17 protein-coding genes and 1 tRNA gene are annotated in these 15,953 nt (G+C 34.8%); 8 read left to right on the forward strand and 10 right to left on the reverse strand.

The window, feature by feature from the left end:
- Positions 1-6: 6 nt before the first annotated feature.
- Together DZ858_RS03710 and DZ858_RS03715 are read left to right on the forward strand one after the other, a co-directional pair.
- Positions 7-1,620 carry a sulfatase-like hydrolase/transferase gene (locus DZ858_RS03710; protein WP_158548345.1) on the forward strand — a complete coding sequence of 538 codons (1,614 nt, stop codon included), beginning with the start codon at positions 7-9 and terminating at the stop codon, positions 1,618-1,620.
- Positions 1,607-2,356: an FAM151 family protein gene (locus DZ858_RS03715; RefSeq protein WP_117158192.1), complete on the forward strand. Its 750-nt coding sequence runs from the start codon at positions 1,607-1,609 to the stop codon at positions 2,354-2,356. Before DZ858_RS03710 ends, DZ858_RS03715 begins: the two co-directional genes overlap by 14 nt.
- Here DZ858_RS03715 and DZ858_RS03720 read toward each other — a convergent pair whose 3' ends face one another.
- Complete coding sequence (locus DZ858_RS03720; protein WP_117158193.1) at positions 2,357-4,039, reverse strand: glutamine--tRNA ligase/YqeY domain fusion protein; 1,683 nt, start codon at positions 4,037-4,039, stop codon at positions 2,357-2,359.
- Between the two features lie 126 nt (positions 4,040-4,165).
- Between DZ858_RS03720 and folB the strand changes: the two genes are divergently transcribed.
- Positions 4,166-4,522, forward strand: coding sequence for a dihydroneopterin aldolase (gene folB / locus DZ858_RS03725; RefSeq protein WP_117158194.1), 357 nt, complete (start codon positions 4,166-4,168; stop codon positions 4,520-4,522).
- A gap of 56 nt (positions 4,523-4,578) precedes the next feature.
- Positions 4,579-4,649 (forward strand) — tRNA-Cys (locus tag DZ858_RS03730).
- 37 nt (positions 4,650-4,686) lie between these two features.
- On the opposite strand, the gene DZ858_RS03735 is transcribed toward DZ858_RS03730, so the two are convergent.
- From DZ858_RS03735 to rnr, 3 genes are read right to left on the reverse strand one after another with little or no spacing between them, the layout of a single operon-like run.
- On the reverse strand, positions 4,687-5,403 hold the full coding sequence (locus tag DZ858_RS03735) for a LysE family translocator (RefSeq protein ID WP_117158195.1): 717 nt from the start codon (positions 5,401-5,403) through the stop codon (positions 4,687-4,689).
- 52 nt (positions 5,404-5,455) lie between these two features.
- Complete coding sequence (locus DZ858_RS03740) at positions 5,456-6,130, reverse strand: head GIN domain-containing protein (protein WP_117158196.1); 675 nt, start codon at positions 6,128-6,130, stop codon at positions 5,456-5,458.
- 53 nt (positions 6,131-6,183) lie between these two features.
- A complete protein-coding gene (gene rnr / locus DZ858_RS03745; RefSeq protein ID WP_117158197.1) occupies positions 6,184-8,391 on the reverse strand; it encodes a ribonuclease R in 2,208 nt (735 codons plus the stop codon).
- Positions 8,392-8,498: 107 nt separating this feature from the next.
- Between rnr and DZ858_RS03750 the strand changes: the two genes are divergently transcribed.
- The 4 genes from DZ858_RS03750 to DZ858_RS03765 all read left to right on the forward strand — a co-directional run bounded on the left by DZ858_RS03750 (position 8,499) and on the right by DZ858_RS03765 (position 11,083).
- Complete coding sequence (locus DZ858_RS03750; RefSeq protein ID WP_117158198.1) at positions 8,499-8,738, forward strand: putative signal transducing protein; 240 nt, start codon at positions 8,499-8,501, stop codon at positions 8,736-8,738.
- A gap of 530 nt (positions 8,739-9,268) precedes the next feature.
- The gene (gene rpiB, locus DZ858_RS03755) at positions 9,269-9,700 is read left to right on the forward strand and encodes a ribose 5-phosphate isomerase B (RefSeq protein ID WP_117158199.1); all 432 of its coding nucleotides are present in this window, start codon (positions 9,269-9,271) and stop codon (positions 9,698-9,700) included.
- 17 nt (positions 9,701-9,717) lie between these two features.
- Positions 9,718-10,629 carry a cation diffusion facilitator family transporter gene (locus tag DZ858_RS03760; protein ID WP_117158200.1) on the forward strand — a complete coding sequence of 304 codons (912 nt, stop codon included), beginning with the start codon at positions 9,718-9,720 and terminating at the stop codon, positions 10,627-10,629.
- A 13-nt stretch (positions 10,630-10,642) separates the two neighbouring features.
- Positions 10,643-11,083 carry a GNAT family N-acetyltransferase gene (locus tag DZ858_RS03765; RefSeq protein WP_117158201.1) on the forward strand — a complete coding sequence of 147 codons (441 nt, stop codon included), beginning with the start codon at positions 10,643-10,645 and terminating at the stop codon, positions 11,081-11,083.
- Here DZ858_RS03765 and DZ858_RS03770 read toward each other — a convergent pair.
- From DZ858_RS03770 to DZ858_RS03795, 6 genes are all read right to left on the reverse strand, one after another.
- A complete protein-coding gene (locus DZ858_RS03770) occupies positions 11,073-11,444 on the reverse strand; it encodes a hypothetical protein (RefSeq protein ID WP_117158202.1) in 372 nt (123 codons plus the stop codon). The two genes, DZ858_RS03765 and DZ858_RS03770, sit on opposite strands and share 11 nt — an antisense overlap.
- A 60-nt stretch (positions 11,445-11,504) precedes the next feature.
- A complete protein-coding gene (locus DZ858_RS03775; RefSeq protein WP_117158203.1) occupies positions 11,505-12,335 on the reverse strand; it encodes a sterol desaturase family protein in 831 nt (276 codons plus the stop codon).
- An 89-nt stretch (positions 12,336-12,424) separates the two neighbouring features.
- Positions 12,425-14,047, reverse strand: coding sequence for a S41 family peptidase (locus DZ858_RS03780; RefSeq protein WP_117158204.1), 1,623 nt, complete (start codon positions 14,045-14,047; stop codon positions 12,425-12,427).
- A 2-nt stretch (positions 14,048-14,049) separates the two neighbouring features.
- Entirely contained in the window at positions 14,050-14,691 is a 642-nt protein-coding gene (locus tag DZ858_RS03785) for a hypothetical protein (RefSeq protein ID WP_117158205.1), read from the reverse strand.
- Positions 14,692-14,715: 24 nt separating this feature from the next.
- Positions 14,716-15,537: a DUF4349 domain-containing protein gene (locus DZ858_RS03790; protein ID WP_117158206.1), complete on the reverse strand. Its 822-nt coding sequence runs from the start codon at positions 15,535-15,537 to the stop codon at positions 14,716-14,718.
- The gene (locus DZ858_RS03795) at positions 15,524-15,889 is read right to left on the reverse strand and encodes a ribonuclease P protein component (protein WP_117158207.1); all 366 of its coding nucleotides are present in this window, start codon (positions 15,887-15,889) and stop codon (positions 15,524-15,526) included. The genes DZ858_RS03790 and DZ858_RS03795 overlap by 14 nt, the downstream gene beginning before the upstream one ends.
- Positions 15,890-15,953: the final 64 nt, after the last annotated feature.

The raw sequence follows: 15,953 nt of genomic DNA on the forward strand, positions 1-15,953 counted from the left end.
ACTTCAGTGCTACAAATAGCACTGTTTTTTGTTTTTCCAGTATTGGTAGTTTGGATAAGCTGTTATTTTTTAATTCCACAACTAAAGTTTTATTTAAAAGAGGCTATAGGCTTTACGGTTATGACGCTATTTTTATTTTGCGTTGTACTCCTTCTACCAAAGTTGCTAAGAAAAGGTTTTAGTTACTTTTCAATCGCCTTATTATCATTCCTGGCATTCGTAAAAATTAGTTTTTATCATCATTATGGTGTAAAATTAAGTGCTTCTGCCTTGTTTGTTATTTTTGAAACCAACAACACCGAGGCATCGGAGTTTTTATATTACTACTTAGATACATATACGCTGGCTTTGGCAATGCTTATGCTTCTATGTTTAGCTGTTACAGCTTTCTTTTTGTTCTCCAGAAGAAGTTTTTTCAATGTATTCCAAAAGGCATTTCAAATTAAAATAAGACCAAAACTACTATTTATAGTGCCGTTAGCGATGATAGCTGTTTCAATGTATTTTATACAAAGAACCTTTGCTGAAGAAAACATTCTCTATAAAAGCTATCATGCCTATAATGAATATAAAGCCACTAAGAAAGTGTTGAAAGGGCAATTGGCTAAAAAAAGCAGTGAAAATCTTACTGTTACAAGCAGCTCAGAAAAACAACAAACTTATATAGTTGTAATTGGTGAATCTACCACCCGAAGACATTTGCAATTGTATGGCTACAAAAGAAAAACTAATCCACAGTTAAGTAAAATAAAAAACAATTTACTCGTTTTTGATAGTATTATAAGCCCAAACGTACATACCATACTTTCACTTGAAAAAGTATGTACACTTTCCAACTTTAAAGAACCCAACAAAAAGAAAAACGGCTCTATTGTACAATTGGCCAACCAAGCTGGTTTTAAAACCTATTGGATTTCCAACCAAAGACCTGTAGGTATTCATGAAAGTATCCCGACTTTAATTTCCGGTGCTGCAACGGTAAAAAATTACGTAGCGACCGATAATTATTCCGAATCAATTTATGACGAAGCGTTGCTGCCTTACATAAACAAAGCAATAAACGACAAAGAAAAAAAGAAAGTCATTTTTGTGCATCTAATTGGTACACATAGTAGGTATGGTTATCGTTACCCTAAAAACAAAACTTATTTTAAAGGTAATCCTAACACTACTTTTAGTAAAACAGCAAACGCCATCGAAACCATAAATGAATATGATAATGCCGTTAGGTACAACGATTCAATCGTCAATGCTATTATAAAAATGACGCAACGTAAAGAAGAAAATAGTTACGTGCTTTATTTTTCAGATCATGGCGATGATGTTTTTGATACTAGCCAAACGTTTTTGGGCCATAACGAGTTTCACGGCACCAAACCTATGTACGAAGTGCCTTTTATTTTTTGGGCTTCTGAAACCTATAAAAAGAATCATTCTTTCTTCGGTAAAGGAGGAGAAATTACCACCCGAAGATATAATTTGGAAGATTTTATCCATACCTTTTCCCACCTCAGCGATATTGATTTTGATAAAAAGGACTTAAGCCGAAGTATTTTTAGTGAAACTTTTAAATCGCGACCTAGGATTATAAAAAAAGGCGAAGACTATGATGCGCAGTAAAAAGGTAAAAATTATCTTGTTTTCTATACTTGCACTAGTTGTATTACGGTATGCTTATAAATTTAGCCCTTATAAAATTGAATTTTTAGGCCATTATGACAAAGTCTGGGCGCACCGAGTAAACTCAACCGATAAACTCAATTCCGCCACTACTTTTTTTAAAGGAATTGAACTAGATTTAGTGTACCAAAAACAAACCAATAGTTTTGATGTAAACCATCCGCCTGCAGAAAGTATCGATTTAACCTTTGCCGATTATCTTTCCACTTTAAAACCTGATGAAAGACCTTATTTGTGGTTAGATATTAAAAATCTGAATCCAGAAAACGCAACGTCCATTCACGAAAAATTGATTTCCATTTTTTCTTCTTTAAGCTATCCTTTTGAAACGATTTTAGTTGAAACCAAACATCCTGAAGCACTTGCCATTTTTCAACAATCTGGTTTCAAGACCAGTTATTACTTGCCTTACGAAATGTATAAAAAAGATCCGCAGGCATTGAAAACAGCTATTTCAACCGTAAAAAAATTTTTAGCTACCGATACTGTTTTTGGTATTTCGGCTAGTTATAAGGATTATGAAATTTTAAAAAATCACTTTCCTAAACGCACAAAATATATTTGGGCCACAGGACGGTGTACGGTATGTGATTATACTGAAATACGTGAACTTTTAAACGATACCACAGTAAAAGTAGTGCTGAGTACCTTTAGATCATTTAAAGGAAATAGATAGCTACTTCTTATCTATTTTCCCCCAAGAATCACGTAATGGCACAGTTCGGTTAAAAACAATTTTTTCTTCGGAAGAATCCTTATCGACAACAAAATAGCCTAATCGTTGAAATTGAACTTTATCCTCCACTTCTAGATTTTTTAAACTTGGCTCCGCATAAGCTGTGATAACTTCTAAAGAATTTGGATTTATAAATTCCATAAAATCTTTTTCTTTATCAGCATCTGGCGAAGCTTCCGTAAACAAACGATCGTAGAGTCTAACCTCAACAGGAAGTGCTTCTTTTACTGAAACCCAGTGTAACGTTCCTTTTACTTTCCGTTTTGAAGCTTCAGAACCACTTCCACTTTTACTATCAGGGTCGTAGGTGCAATGTATTTCGGTAATATTTCCATCTGCATCTTTTACAACACTTTCACCCTTTATGATGTATGCATTTTTTAACCGTACTTCTTTATTCAGTGTTAATCTGAAGAATTTTCTATTGGCTTCTTCTTTAAAATCTTCTTGTTCAATATACAGCTCACGCGAAAAAGGAACTTCTCGATAGCCAGCACTTTCATCTTCAGGATTATTTTCAGCTTCGAGCATTTCGGTTTCACCTTCAGGATAATTGGTAATCACCAATTTTATAGGATTTAAAACCGCCATCACACGAGGCGCTCGTTTGTTAAGATCTTCGCGTACATTAAACTCTAAATGCGAAACATCTATGACATTCTCTCGTTTTCCAACACCAATGCTATCTACAAAATTTTTAATGGATTCTGGCGTATAACCACGTCTTCTCAACCCTGAAATGGTAGGCATTCTTGGGTCGTCCCAACTGTCAACAATTCCTTCTTCAACTAATTTTGCCAATTTACGTTTACTCACCACGGTATGACTTAAGTTTCTGCGGGCAAATTCTCGCTGCTTAGGACGTAATGTATCTTTCTGGTGTACTTGGTCCAAGAACCAATCGTAAAGCTCTCTATGGGGTAAAAATTCGAGTGTACAAAGTGAATGTGATACACGCTCTATATAATCGCTCTCGCCGTGGGTCCAATCGTACATCGGGAAAATTTTCCAATCGGTACCTGTTCTGTGGTGACTTTTATGCAACACGCGGTACATAACTGGGTCGCGCATCAACATATTTCCAGAGGTCATATCAATTTTAGCACGTAGGGTGTGCTTGCCTTCCCCTAATTCGCCATTCTTCATTTTTTCGAAAAGATCTAAACTTTCTTCCACAGGACGATTTCTGAAAGGACTTTCAGTTCCTGGTGAATTAGGTGTTCCCTTTTGCTCAGCAATTTGTTCAGATGTTTGCGAATCTACATACGCTTTACCGTCTTTAATTAATTGAACAGCCCAATCATATAATTCTTGAAAATAATCGGAAGCATAGCGTTCTTCAGCCCATTCAAATCCTAACCAAGAAATATCACGTTTAATAGCGTCCACAAATTCCTGTTCTTCTTTTGCAGGATTTGTATCATCAAAACGTAGATTTACTGGGGCTTTGTAGCGTTCGCCTAAACCAAAATTTAAACAAATAGAAGAAGCGTGACCAATGTGCAAATATCCATTAGGCTCTGGCGGAAACCGAAACCGCAGTTCATCTTGTGTGTGCGATTTAGTTAAATCTTCTTCAATAATATGCTCAATAAAATTAAGTGGTGCTTCTTCTTTTGCCATGATTGGTATATTGTTCCTATAAAAGGAATTATAACTAGTTAAATGTAAATAGAATTTATTGGTCAGCCTATTTATAAATAGACAAGTAGCAAAGGTAAAAAAAGTATCTTTGTAAAAACAATTTGCATGAGTACAATACGCTTAAAGAACATCCGCATTTTCGCTAATCATGGATGCTTAACTGAAGAAGAAAAAATAGGGAGTGACTACATTGTAAACTTAAAGGTTACGGCAAATCTATCAAAGGCTGCAAAAACTGATGATTTAGGCGATACAGTAGATTACGTGCACCTTCAAAAAATAGTTAGAGAGCAGATGGCTATTCGTTCAAAACTACTAGAACAAGTAGGCCAGCGTATTATAGATGAAATTTTAAAAGAAATTGAATTGGTTGATACTGTAAAGGTTCGGGTTTCAAAGATTAATCCGCCAATTGGTGGTGATATTGCTGAAGTAAGCGTTACAATGTCATCATCTCGCTAATTTCAATTTAAAATAGGAAAATTCAGTTTAATTTTTTTACATTTGCAAACCTTATTGGCATCGTGGCCGAGTGGCTAGGCAGAGGTCTGCAAAACCTTGTACAGCGGTTCGAATCCGCTCGATGCCTCAACAAAACCTTCTTTCTTAATTGATGGAAGGTTTTTTTATTGAATAGGGTCTTCTACTGGGGGAATCGGTTTTTCTAAAGGATGTTTCGGTCCCGGAATTTTATCCAAATTGGACTGCATTTCATCAGGAAAAATTCCTTGAAGCAATAATGCTACGCCAAAGCCTGCAATTAAGATACTCACCCATTTCTTAGTTTTAATAATAAAACGGGGTGTCATTTTATTTTTAAGCTTTTTAGCTAATGTAATTTTTAATAAATCGGTACAGAAAAAGGTGATCAAAACGGTTAATAGGAAGAAAAATACACCGTTGTCAGAATTAGTTAAGGCATTTGCCATAATAATAGTACCTATCCATCCTGCTAGCACACCAAAGTTTACAAAATTCAGTAGAAAACCTTTTAAAAATAAACTTCCTAGTTTCTTTTTAACCTTGACTCCGTAATGTTCTCGTACTATTTTAAAAAAGGAACGGTTGGTGCGGATGTATGATATAATTCCGTAGGCTATTAAAACAGCACCTCCAAAGATTAATAATCCTGGATCATCTTTTACTTTATCTAAGATTTTACTAGTACTAAAATAAGCTATGACAATAAAGACAATATCTGCGAAGATTGCTCCTAAATCAAAGAACACTCCTGCTTTAAAACCTTTAGTAATACTGGTTTCAATGAGTGTAAAAAAGACAGGACCTACTGCAAAAGCAAGTAGGAACCCGTAAAAAGCTGCGTATCCAATACCATCAAACATAGTATTGTAAAAGTACAAATAAGTTTATAGTTGAAAACGCTTTAGCTAACTATTAATCCACAATACGAATAGTACCGCCTGCAAAACTCTTTTTCTTTACTTCTTTAGGGTTTCCATACACCGTAACATCGCCGCCTGCAGTTACTTTTATAGTTGCTTTTTCACTAGCGTTAATTTCAGCTTCGCCAGCTGCAAAAAGTTTTAAGTTAGTGTCTTGGGTTTGTAAATGCATTGCTTCGATGATACCGCCGGTTCTAATGGTAATATCTTGTGATTTGGCTAAACCGGAAGCTTCAATTGTTCCTCCCGTCACGGCTTTCATTTCAACATAATTTACTTTTAAACCTACTCGAATCTTTGCTCCTTCTTGTGAACGTAATTCAATTTTATTTTGAGTTATTGCTTCGTTTGCAACAATTCTAGCTCCTTCATTGGCATCGATTATATCAACATCAGTGTAGTGAACTTCAACAAAGGTTTCTTCTCCATCAAAACGTTCGTCTAATTGCATTCGGATTTTTAATTTTCCGTTGTCATTAATTATCTTAACACTTTCGGTGTTTTCACCTTTGATAACAACTTTGTTTTCTTCAGAAGGAATTAAATTCACTTCAATTAAATCGAATACTTTTAATTCATCAAAATCGCCTATATTTTTTTCAACCATACGTTGAGAAAATGCTGAAAAAGTAATTAATGCAATAAGAATTGTGGAAAATGTCTTCATAATTAAATGGTTTAGTTTTCTTTAAAGAGTAGGTTACAATTGAAATGTTACACTTACTTTTCAATTTCTTTTTTACTTCCCAACAGGGTGAAATCTAAATGCTTTCTAACAAGATCGGCATTTTTCACTTTTACATAAACCTCGTCTCCTAATGTATATTTATTATGTGTCCGTTGACCCACTACTGCAAATTCATCTTTATCAAAAACATAATGATCGTCGCGTATATCACTTAAACGAACCATTCCTTCACATTTATTAGAAACTATTTCTATATAAATTCCCCATTCAGTCACACCAGAGATAACACCAAGAAAATCTTCATCTTCGTGGTCTAACATGTATTTTACCTGCATGTATTTTATACTGTCGCGTTCAGCGTTTGTGGCAAGGTTTTCCATTTCGCTGGAATGACCACATTTATCTTCGTACTCATCTTGGTTAGCCGATTTATTTTTATCTAAATAAGATTGTAACAACCTATGTACCATAACATCAGGATAACGACGAATAGGTGACGTAAAATGTGTGTAATAATCGAATGCTAACCCGTAATGACCAATATTATTAGTAGTATAGACCGCTTTACTCATCGTTCTGATAGCTAATACATCGACTAAGTTTTGTTCTTTTTTTCCAACGACATCTTTCAATAATTTATTGATAGAATTAGCTGTTTTTTTAGGATCTCTAGTATCTAGTTTATAACCAAATCGTTGGATAATACGTTCCAGAGCGGCAATTTTCTCATCATCCGGCTCGGCGTGTACACGGTATACAAATGTTTTTGGTGGGTTTTGTTTCCCTATAAATTCAGCAACACTACGGTTGGCAAGCAACATAAACTCTTCAATTAGTTTATTTGCATCTTTACTTTCTTTGAAATAAACACCTTCTGGTTCATTGTTTTCATCTAATTTGAATTTCACTTCCACTTTATCAAACGAAATAGCACCTTGGCGCATCCTGTCTGTACGTAAAATTTTAGCCAACCGATCCATTTCTAAAATTGCCGAAGCAATATTAGAATCTACCGTATATTTTTTATCTGTAATAGAAATATTGGATGGTATTTCGTGCTTTTTAGCATCTTGATTTTCAATTACATGCTGTGCTTCTTCGTACGCAAAACGAGCATCGCTATAGGTTACTGTACGACCAAACCATTGGTTTTTAACCTTCGCTTGATTATCGATTTCAAAAACAGCTGAAAAGGTATATTTTTCTTCGTTAGGGCGAAGCGAACACGCATTGTTAGATAACACTTCAGGAAGCATCGGTACCACGCGATCTACTAAATAAACTGAGGTTGCACGTTCATACGCTTCATCATCTAAAACGGTTCCAGGTTTTAAGTAATGTGAAACATCGGCAATATGGATTCCTATTTCGTAATTTCCATTTTCTAATTTCTGAAAGGATAACGCATCGTCAAAATCTTTTGCATCTTTTGGGTCAATGGTAAAGGTTAATACATCGCGCATATCACGACGTTTATTAATTTCGTCTTCTTGAATGGATGTATCTAATTGATTCGCATATTCTTCTACTTCAGGTGGAAATTCATACGGCAATCCATATTGTGCTAAAATAGAATGAATTTCGGTATGATGTTCACCAGGCATTCCCAATACCTTTTTAACTTGACCCAATGGAGAATCTGCTTTTTCTGGCCAATCTATAATTTCGACTAATACTTTTTCACCGTTTTTTGCTTCTCCAATATTACTTTTCGGAACAAAAATATCAGTGTACATACTGGTATCATTAATTTTAACAAAAGCAAAATTATCAAGTATATCGATAGTTCCTACAAATTCTGTGCGTTTACGTTGTAATATATTAGTTATTTCGCCTTCAGCTTTACCACCCTTTTTACGTTTAAAAACATAGACTTCAACCACATCGCCATTTAAGGCTTTGTTTAAGTTTTTATTATTGACGAAAATATCGTCTTCGAGACCGTCAACGATAATATATCCTTGTCCGCGACTGGTAACATCGACCTTTCCAGTGTAGTAATTTTTTGAAGGAGCAATAACGTACTTTCCCCGTTCAACTTCGTTGATGGTTCCTTTAGCTAGTAACTCTTTTATTTTTTTTGTAATCTGATTGCGGCTGTTAGGATCATCAACTCCTAGTTTTGCAGCAATTTGTTTGTAGTTGTAGGGTTTGGAATTTGCTTTTCGTAGTATTTTTGTGATGCTTTCTCCAAGCCCTTTTATTTTGTTATTTTTTTTCTTCGTATTTCTTTTTGGCATTGTTTTATTTTAATTGTTGTAAATGTACTATTATTAAGATAATAGCGTGTTTCCTTTAGGAAAGATTTAGTACCTTAGTAAGGCTTCAATAAAGCATTTTTTAAGCTATGGAAAACTTTATTACAGTTGCTACTTTCACGTATCAAAGTGAATATGCTGTTCTTGCATTACTACTAGAACAGCATGACATCCCGCATGTTTTTTTAAACGAAACCATGGCGAGTGTTTTTCCTTTTTATTCAAACGCAATTGGCGGTATTCGCTTGCAAGTACACAAGGAAGATGCAGAGCGTACTCGTGAAATCATCAAAGATTTTGACAATACGTCAAAAATGAGAATTGTTTAAATTTAAAGTTTTCAACCTTATTAACAATATAATAATCATCTCTTTTCTTTTTATAAATTTTAAAATAAATAATGATGGTTATTATAGTGTGTTAATATGTAGCATAACTTTTTGAAGTTTAATTTTGTTTTTAAGTTATAGGTTATTTTATACACGTTGTTAACATAGTTTTAAGAATGTTTTCTTCTGAAAAATAAACGAATAGGTATCGTAATTAACAGCTGTCAACAATCCTTGTTAACAACGTATTTTTAATATGTATTTATGAAATATCTGTTTGAAACTTACTTTTTAATGCTGATAACTCGGTCAAAAAAGAAGGAGTTAAAATTTGCTTTTAAAAAATTAAAGTACCTATGGAATTTTATATCGGATTTCACAACTTTTTTTTTGCTAAACTATTAACAAATGTAAACATAGTTGTTAACTATAAAGTAAGCTAAACTTTAATAAAACGTAAAGGATTGATTTTTAATTATAACCGTTTTATTATGTAATAATACAACTATATTTGTTGTAAAATAAACACCATGAAAATAGCAATAGGAAACGACCACGCAGGGACTGATTATAAAAATACAATTTCAAATTACTTAAAATCAGAAGGATACGAAGTTATTAACTACGGTACCGATACGGAAGAAAGTGTAGATTATCCAGATTTTGTACATCCTGTTGCAGACGATGTAGAAAACAAAAAAGTGGATTTCGGTATCATAATTTGCGGAAGTGGAAACGGTGCAAATATGACGGCTAATAAACACCAAAAAGTACGTTCAGCTTTATGTTGGACCAAAGAAATTACAGCCTTGGCCAGAGAACATAACGATGCTAATATTTTAAGTATTCCAGCTCGTTTTACTAGCGAACCACAAGCACTGGAAATGGTAAAAACCTTTATTTCTACAAAATTTGAAGGTGGTCGTCATCAACGACGTGTTGATAAGATTGCATGTTCATAAGTACGTTACTTTTTTAAATGTCCCAGGCGCAGACACATACACACGATCATACAGATTTAAAGGGTAGAAATCTGTTAATAACGATTGTTTTAAATATTATTATAACAGTTGCACAGGTTATTGGTGGGTTAATTTCTGGTAGCCTTTCATTATTAAGTGATGCCTTACATAATTTTAGTGATGTAACCTCTTTAGTCATTAGTTATGTGGCCGATCGGTATTCAAAAAAAGAAGCGTCTTTCGATAAAACTTTTGGGTATAAACGTGCTGAAATAATTGCAGCCTTTGTAAATGCTGCTACACTTCTGGTAGTTGCTATTTACCTTATTTATGAAGCTATAAAAAGATTTTTAAATCCACAAGAAATTGAAAGTGGATTAGTAATTTGGTTAGCAGTCCTTGGTATTATTGCAAACGGTTTTAGTGTGTTACTCTTACATAAAAATGCCAAAGAAAATATGAATATGCGTTCGGCTTATATTCATTTATTTACCGATATGTCTGCTTCGGTAGCCGTTTTAATAGGTGGTTTGCTAATGAAAAATTTTGGATGGTTTTGGGTAGACAGTGTACTAACTGTTTTAATTGCTATTTATTTATTGGTTGTAGGGTATGACTTGCTAAAAAATTCTTTTAATGTATTGATGTTGTTTACCCCTAAGGATATTAAACTGGAACGTATCAGTAAAAAAATAACAACTATTTCTGAAGTAAAAAGCATCCATCATATTCACGTTTGGCAGCTTAACGAAAAGGAAATGCACCTAGAAGCGCATATGGAATTTTCAAAAGATTTGACGCTTTCTGAATTTGATGCCATTTTAGAAAAGGTAGAAAAAATACTCTTTGATGACTTCGGAATAAATCATGTAAACATCCAGCCAGAATTTCAAAAAGACGATCCGAAAGAAATCATTGTTCAAGATTAAAAAAATAGAATCAATGGAAATAACCATTAAAAAATTTGAAAACCTATCTATTTACGAATTATACGATATACTACAGCTTCGTTCCGAAGTATTTGTTGTAGAGCAAGACTGTGTATATCAAGATATTGATGGGAAAGATGCAAAAGCACTTCACATTATTGGTAAAAAAGACGGAAAAGTAATCGCGTATACCCGTTGTTTTCCAGCCGGTTTTTACTTTGAAGAAGCTGCCATCGGCAGGGTCGTTGTAGCTGAAAACCAACGGAAATTTAGTTATGGTCACGACATTATGGATGCTTCAAAAAAGGCCATAAAAAAATATTATCAAACCGAAAACATAAAGCTTTCGGCTCAACAATATTTAATTAAATTTTACCAATCTCATGGTTTTGAACCCATTGGTGAGGGATACCTTGAGGACGGCATCCCTCATATTGCTATGGTTAAAGCTTGATAAGCTTTTTTTCCATATTCAAATGGTCCAGCATTTCATTGGTAAATTTATAATGCCCCCGTCTTGTAATTATTTTAAATCGCTCGTTTCGCATACGAGTCAATACATCTAAAAAGCGCCATTTTGACTTCAATAAATTTGTTCTGTCAGACTTTAAGCTTACTTCAAAATAATGCTTAATTCCTGCTCGCTCCGCTACAATATCAGGGGTGATACTTATATCACTTCCTTTTTTATTGTACGACTTAGGGGTCTCATAGCCTTCAATATCGGCTTTAATGTTTTCGAATCCTTTGTTTTCTAAATACGTAACGGATTCTTTAAGAACCTCGTCGTTTTCCTGTTTGTCTCTCTGTACCATAACCCATATTATACGAAAATTTAAGCAGTATCACTATTAAAAATATGTTAATAAGTTGGATTAATGGCTTTCTTTTCCTTTTGAAACCACTGTTTTGTTAAAAGGAATTCCTAATTGTGTGAAGATATTCTCGTCATCAATATGATCGGCTAGGTCCACTCCATATTTAATTTTCTTGGTGTCATCATATACGAATGTCCCAAATAATCGGTCCCAAATGGAAAACATATTCCCGAAGTTACTGTCCGTCCAAGGGAGTTGATAATGGTGATGAAACTTATGCATATTAGGTGTTACAAATACATAGCTAATTCCTTTATCCAACCAAGCAGGCAGACTGATATTAGCGTGCGTCCAATACGTAAAAAGTACACTTAAAATACGATAGAATAAATAAAAAGCGATTGGCATGCCCATAATGACGACGGCAATGAGGGCAAACGTTTCACGGATAATAAAATCAAATGGATGATGGCGGGTTCCTGTGGTAGCGTCTACATGTTTATCGCTGTGATGTACAATATGCAGCCGCCACATTGCTGGAACTTTGTGCAACAAGTAATGCACACCGTATTGCGCTATAAAATCCAATACTAAAAGTGACAATAACAATTCAACAAAAATAGGTGCTTCAAAAAGGTGTAATAAGCCAAATTGCGAATCGTTCAGCCAAATGAAAATAGCTGCGGTAGCAATACCGAAAACGGCGTTGATAACCATGACAAAAGCCAGTAAAATAAGATTGGTTTTGGCGTGCTTCCACTTCTTATACTTTAAGTTTATTAAACTGTAGTACCCTTCTAACACCCAAAATAACGCCAACACAAAAAATACCCAGGCGGCTTTCATCCAGATAGGCATGGTTTCAAAAAAGGTTAAGAAGTCTTGCATGGAGTATTAAATATACGGTTCTCTTGGTTTCGATACAATTTTGAAAGGCTTTTTGCCTTTCAAAATCACTCAACCACCAATAATCACAACTATTTTAAAATCTTCTCATATCTATTTCCATCACTAAGTACCGAAACAGCTTCCAAAATCTCAGGATTATGGTTAGAATGATAGTTATACATACCGTCCCTGTAAAAATAACGCTTTAAAATTTCGTCGCTTAGCAATGATTTAATCTCTGCTTTTTTAGCGACCAACGCTTTTTCCTTGGCTTTATCTATGGAAGTCATTAATTGGTTATACCCTTGCTGTATTTCATCTTTTAGGTCATCATCTTCCGCTCTACGGAGTGCTTCAGCAAATTCTTTTTCAGTTTCGGTTTCGTATTCAAAACCGTTTTTAGTTAAGTAGGTCACGAAATCTTGAAAATCAGCATCGGTAAATTCAAACGTATTATAATCTTCTAATTGATGTGAATAATAATACTGCGTGGCATAATCAAAAATCGCCATATCTTTTAGCAAAGCCGTCGTAATAGGACTGAATTTTGCCGTTTCCACTTCCACATCGGGCATAATACCACCGCCGTCATAAACCGTTCTACCGCCTTTGGTTTTAAACTCATTGTATTCTTCGGTATCTACCCGAAGTGGGTCGCCATTTTCATCACGATGCCAATAATCCAATGCTTGAATACAGCGGCCGCTTGGCGTATAATACCGTGCAATAGTTACTTTTAGTTGGGTTCCATAGGTTAGCTTTTTAGGGCGTTGTACAAGACCTTTTCCGAAACTACGCGCACCAACTACTACCGCGCGATCTAAGTCTTGCAAACCTCCTGAAACAATCTCACTAGCCGATGCACTACGACCATTGACCAACACGACTACCGGAATCTCTGTATCTACCGGATTAAATTGGGTTTTATAGACTTTGTTGTATTTTTCAATCACCGATTTTGTCGTGGTGATCACTTCACCTTTATCAACAAATAAATTAACTACGTTTATCGCTTCATTTAAGAGTCCGCCAGGGTTTCCGCGCAGGTCTAAAATTAATTTATCGGCGCCTTGTAGTTTTAAATCTTCCAAAGCAGATTTTGTTTCAATAGTTGTTTTTCGATTGAATTTACTCAACACGATATACCCAATATTATCGTCCAATAATTTATAAAATGGAACGGCTTTTATCCCAACCTTTTCACGTTTAAGTGTTGTAGTCTGTGTTTTACCTTGACGTTTATAAGTGATTTCAACCGAACTGCCTTTCGAGCCTTTTAGCAGCTCTCCAGCATCCCCATCAAAACCTGCCACCGGCGTCGTACCGATTTTAATGAGTTCGTCCCCTGCTTTTAACCCAGCTTTGTCGGCTGGATAATTTTGAAAAGGTTCTATAATGGTTATTTTATCTTTTGTGGTTTTAACCGAAGCTCCTATCCCGGTGTAGGTACCCGAATTTTGTATGCGCCCATCTTCTACATCTTGTTCGTTCCAATATACGGTGTAGGGATCCAAGTCTTCCAGCATGCCGGTGATGGCTTTATCCATTAACGTAGCGGGCGTTACCTCGTCCACATAGTTCATATTGAGTTCTTTGTAGAGCGTGGTGAATATTTCTATTTGTTTGGCAATTTCAAAGAAATCGCTTTTAAAACTCACCGTTGTAAACATGATAACCACGGCGATTATTGGAATAAATATTTTCTTTTTCATGGTTATAACAGTTTTTTATTTTTATAATTAATTAAAATTTTTTCTAGATTAGTTTTAAATTCAGAAGCATTAATAAAAAGGCCAGGATCTTTAAACTTAGAATCATTATATTGATTCCCAGATTTCAAAATTGGGCCAAACTCTTTAACACCTAATCCAAAGGTATGAATATATTCTAAACCAGACTTTTCAGGATGCTCAATAAGAATATTTCTTACGTTTCTAATGCCTTTACTTTCAAAAGACTTGCCTAATCCTGCGGAATATCTAATTATATTTCGAAGTCTGAAAGCTTTATAATAAAACATCTCTGCATATAGCTTCGTTTTAAATAACATTTCCTCAAACTTTTTATAGTCCGATATTTCAGAAATTTTATGATAATTTTGAATTAGATATTTTTTACTGTTTATGTTATTTTCTCTAGAATATTCCATCCAATTATTTATTTTGTTGGTTAGAACCTCATTTCGATCGAAAAAAAAATTATTTAATATTGTAGTCTCTTTAATTAGATAGTCAAGCTGTTCTAAAATTTCTAGTCCATCAATTGTATATCCTAAATGAAATCCTTCAATAGGATTTTCTAAATTTTCAGTTTTGTATTTTTCATATAGCTTATATACATAACTGAAATAGAACATTAATAATTTTTTTATAAAGTTTATTTATTTCTTCCTATTCCTCCTAACCAACCAACGCACCACCAACAGCACAATAATAACTACAATAAACAATGGCCAGAGGTATAACAACCCTAAAAAGAACACCGAAACGCCATTCCAACCGCCTTGTAGAGCGTTTTTAATTTTTTGTCCGTAAGAAACGGTTACGCCACTTTCGGCAGTGTATTTGTAAAACTCTAAGTTGATGGTACTAACCGATACCCTGTTTTGAAGGTATTTTAAGCGGCCTTCTTTGGCTTCAATCTCTTCACGGATATTGGAAAGTTCGCGTTCAATTTCGAGCATTTCCTTGACGTTTTTCGCTTTGGAAAGGAGTTCTAAATAACGGTCTTCCAACTTACGTTTGGCTTTTAAACGCGCTTGTAGATCGACAAACTCTTCGGTTACGTCTTGGCGCGAAATATCCCGCTGATCGAAATACTCCACCCCTTCTGAAACCGAATTGATAAACGCTTGAAAGTTTTTGGTGGGCACGCGAACCGTCATATTCCTAAAAATACGGTTGTAGCTTTTCCCGGAATTGTCATTGGCTACAAATCCTTCGTATTGAGACGTTAGTTTGAGTATTTTTTGGTGGGTTTCCTCGGGTGATGGGGTTTCAAAAGCGAGCCGGGCGGTTTTAATGATTTTCTGCTCTTGCTCTTGAGTAACCGTTCTCTTTTGCTGAACCATACTTTCTTCAGAATACGCTTGGTCTTCTAGTACTTCACCAGCAGGAGAAGGCGGAGCAGAAATAGCATTAGAGTTCCCCCCATTTGAACATGCGAGAATAAACGAAAATAAGAATAAGCTAATTGTTTTCATCTTTTAGTTTTTTAAGAAGTGAAATAACCGAAGCTTCAACAGCTTCGTAGGTTGGTTTTTCCCTTCCAAGATACAAAAACAACAGCGCAAATTTCTTGCCGCTTTTTTCTATATACGCTCCTTTGTTGAGTCTATAGGCTTCGCGAAGCTTTCTTTTTATATGGTTTCGGCTTACGGCCAACTTAAAATTTCGTTTGGGAACGGCGAAGGTGGCTTGATTGGTTTCAGCATCTTCCACTTCAACAAAAAACACTTTTACGGGATATTTTTTATAGGATTTCCCTTCAGAAAAAAGCCGGGCTATCATTTTTCGGCTTTTTAGTTTTTCAGTTTTAGGAAAATTTTGACTCATAGCGTAAAGATATAAAAAGACCTCACAAGTTATGTAAACTGTGAGGTCTGTTCTTTAAAAGAGG

The organism is Marixanthomonas ophiurae, from assembly GCF_003413745.1.
Taxonomy (GTDB): domain Bacteria; phylum Bacteroidota; class Bacteroidia; order Flavobacteriales; family Flavobacteriaceae; genus Marixanthomonas; species Marixanthomonas ophiurae.

Bases quoted from the DNA above. Each gene is read 5' to 3' on its own strand.
- DZ858_RS03795 (WP_117158207.1), bottom strand. From the start codon at position 15,889: ATGAGTCAAAATTTTCCTAAAACTGAAAAACTAAAAAGCCGAAAAATG.
- DZ858_RS03750 (WP_117158198.1), top strand. From the start codon at position 8,499: ATGGAAAACTTTATTACAGTTGCTACTTTCACGTATCAAAGTGAATAT.
- DZ858_RS03765 (WP_117158201.1), top strand. From the start codon at position 10,643: ATGGAAATAACCATTAAAAAATTTGAAAACCTATCTATTTACGAATTA.
- rpiB (WP_117158199.1), top strand. From the start codon at position 9,269: ATGAAAATAGCAATAGGAAACGACCACGCAGGGACTGATTATAAAAAT.
- DZ858_RS03735 (WP_117158195.1), bottom strand. From the start codon at position 5,403: ATGTTTGATGGTATTGGATACGCAGCTTTTTACGGGTTCCTACTTGCT.
- DZ858_RS03720 (WP_117158193.1), bottom strand. From the start codon at position 4,039: ATGGCAAAAGAAGAAGCACCACTTAATTTTATTGAGCATATTATTGAA.
- DZ858_RS03780 (WP_117158204.1), bottom strand. From the start codon at position 14,047: ATGAAAAAGAAAATATTTATTCCAATAATCGCCGTGGTTATCATGTTT.
- DZ858_RS03785 (WP_117158205.1), bottom strand. From the start codon at position 14,691: ATGTTCTATTTCAGTTATGTATATAAGCTATATGAAAAATACAAAACT.
- DZ858_RS03790 (WP_117158206.1), bottom strand. From the start codon at position 15,537: ATGAAAACAATTAGCTTATTCTTATTTTCGTTTATTCTCGCATGTTCA.
- folB (WP_117158194.1), top strand. From the start codon at position 4,166: ATGAGTACAATACGCTTAAAGAACATCCGCATTTTCGCTAATCATGGA.
- DZ858_RS03715 (WP_117158192.1), top strand. From the start codon at position 1,607: ATGATGCGCAGTAAAAAGGTAAAAATTATCTTGTTTTCTATACTTGCA.
- DZ858_RS03760 (WP_117158200.1), top strand. From the start codon at position 9,718: ATGTCCCAGGCGCAGACACATACACACGATCATACAGATTTAAAGGGT.
- DZ858_RS03770 (WP_117158202.1), bottom strand. From the start codon at position 11,444: ATGGTACAGAGAGACAAACAGGAAAACGACGAGGTTCTTAAAGAATCC.
- rnr (WP_117158197.1), bottom strand. From the start codon at position 8,391: ATGCCAAAAAGAAATACGAAGAAAAAAAATAACAAAATAAAAGGGCTT.
- DZ858_RS03740 (WP_117158196.1), bottom strand. From the start codon at position 6,130: ATGAAGACATTTTCCACAATTCTTATTGCATTAATTACTTTTTCAGCA.
- DZ858_RS03775 (WP_117158203.1), bottom strand. From the start codon at position 12,335: ATGCAAGACTTCTTAACCTTTTTTGAAACCATGCCTATCTGGATGAAA.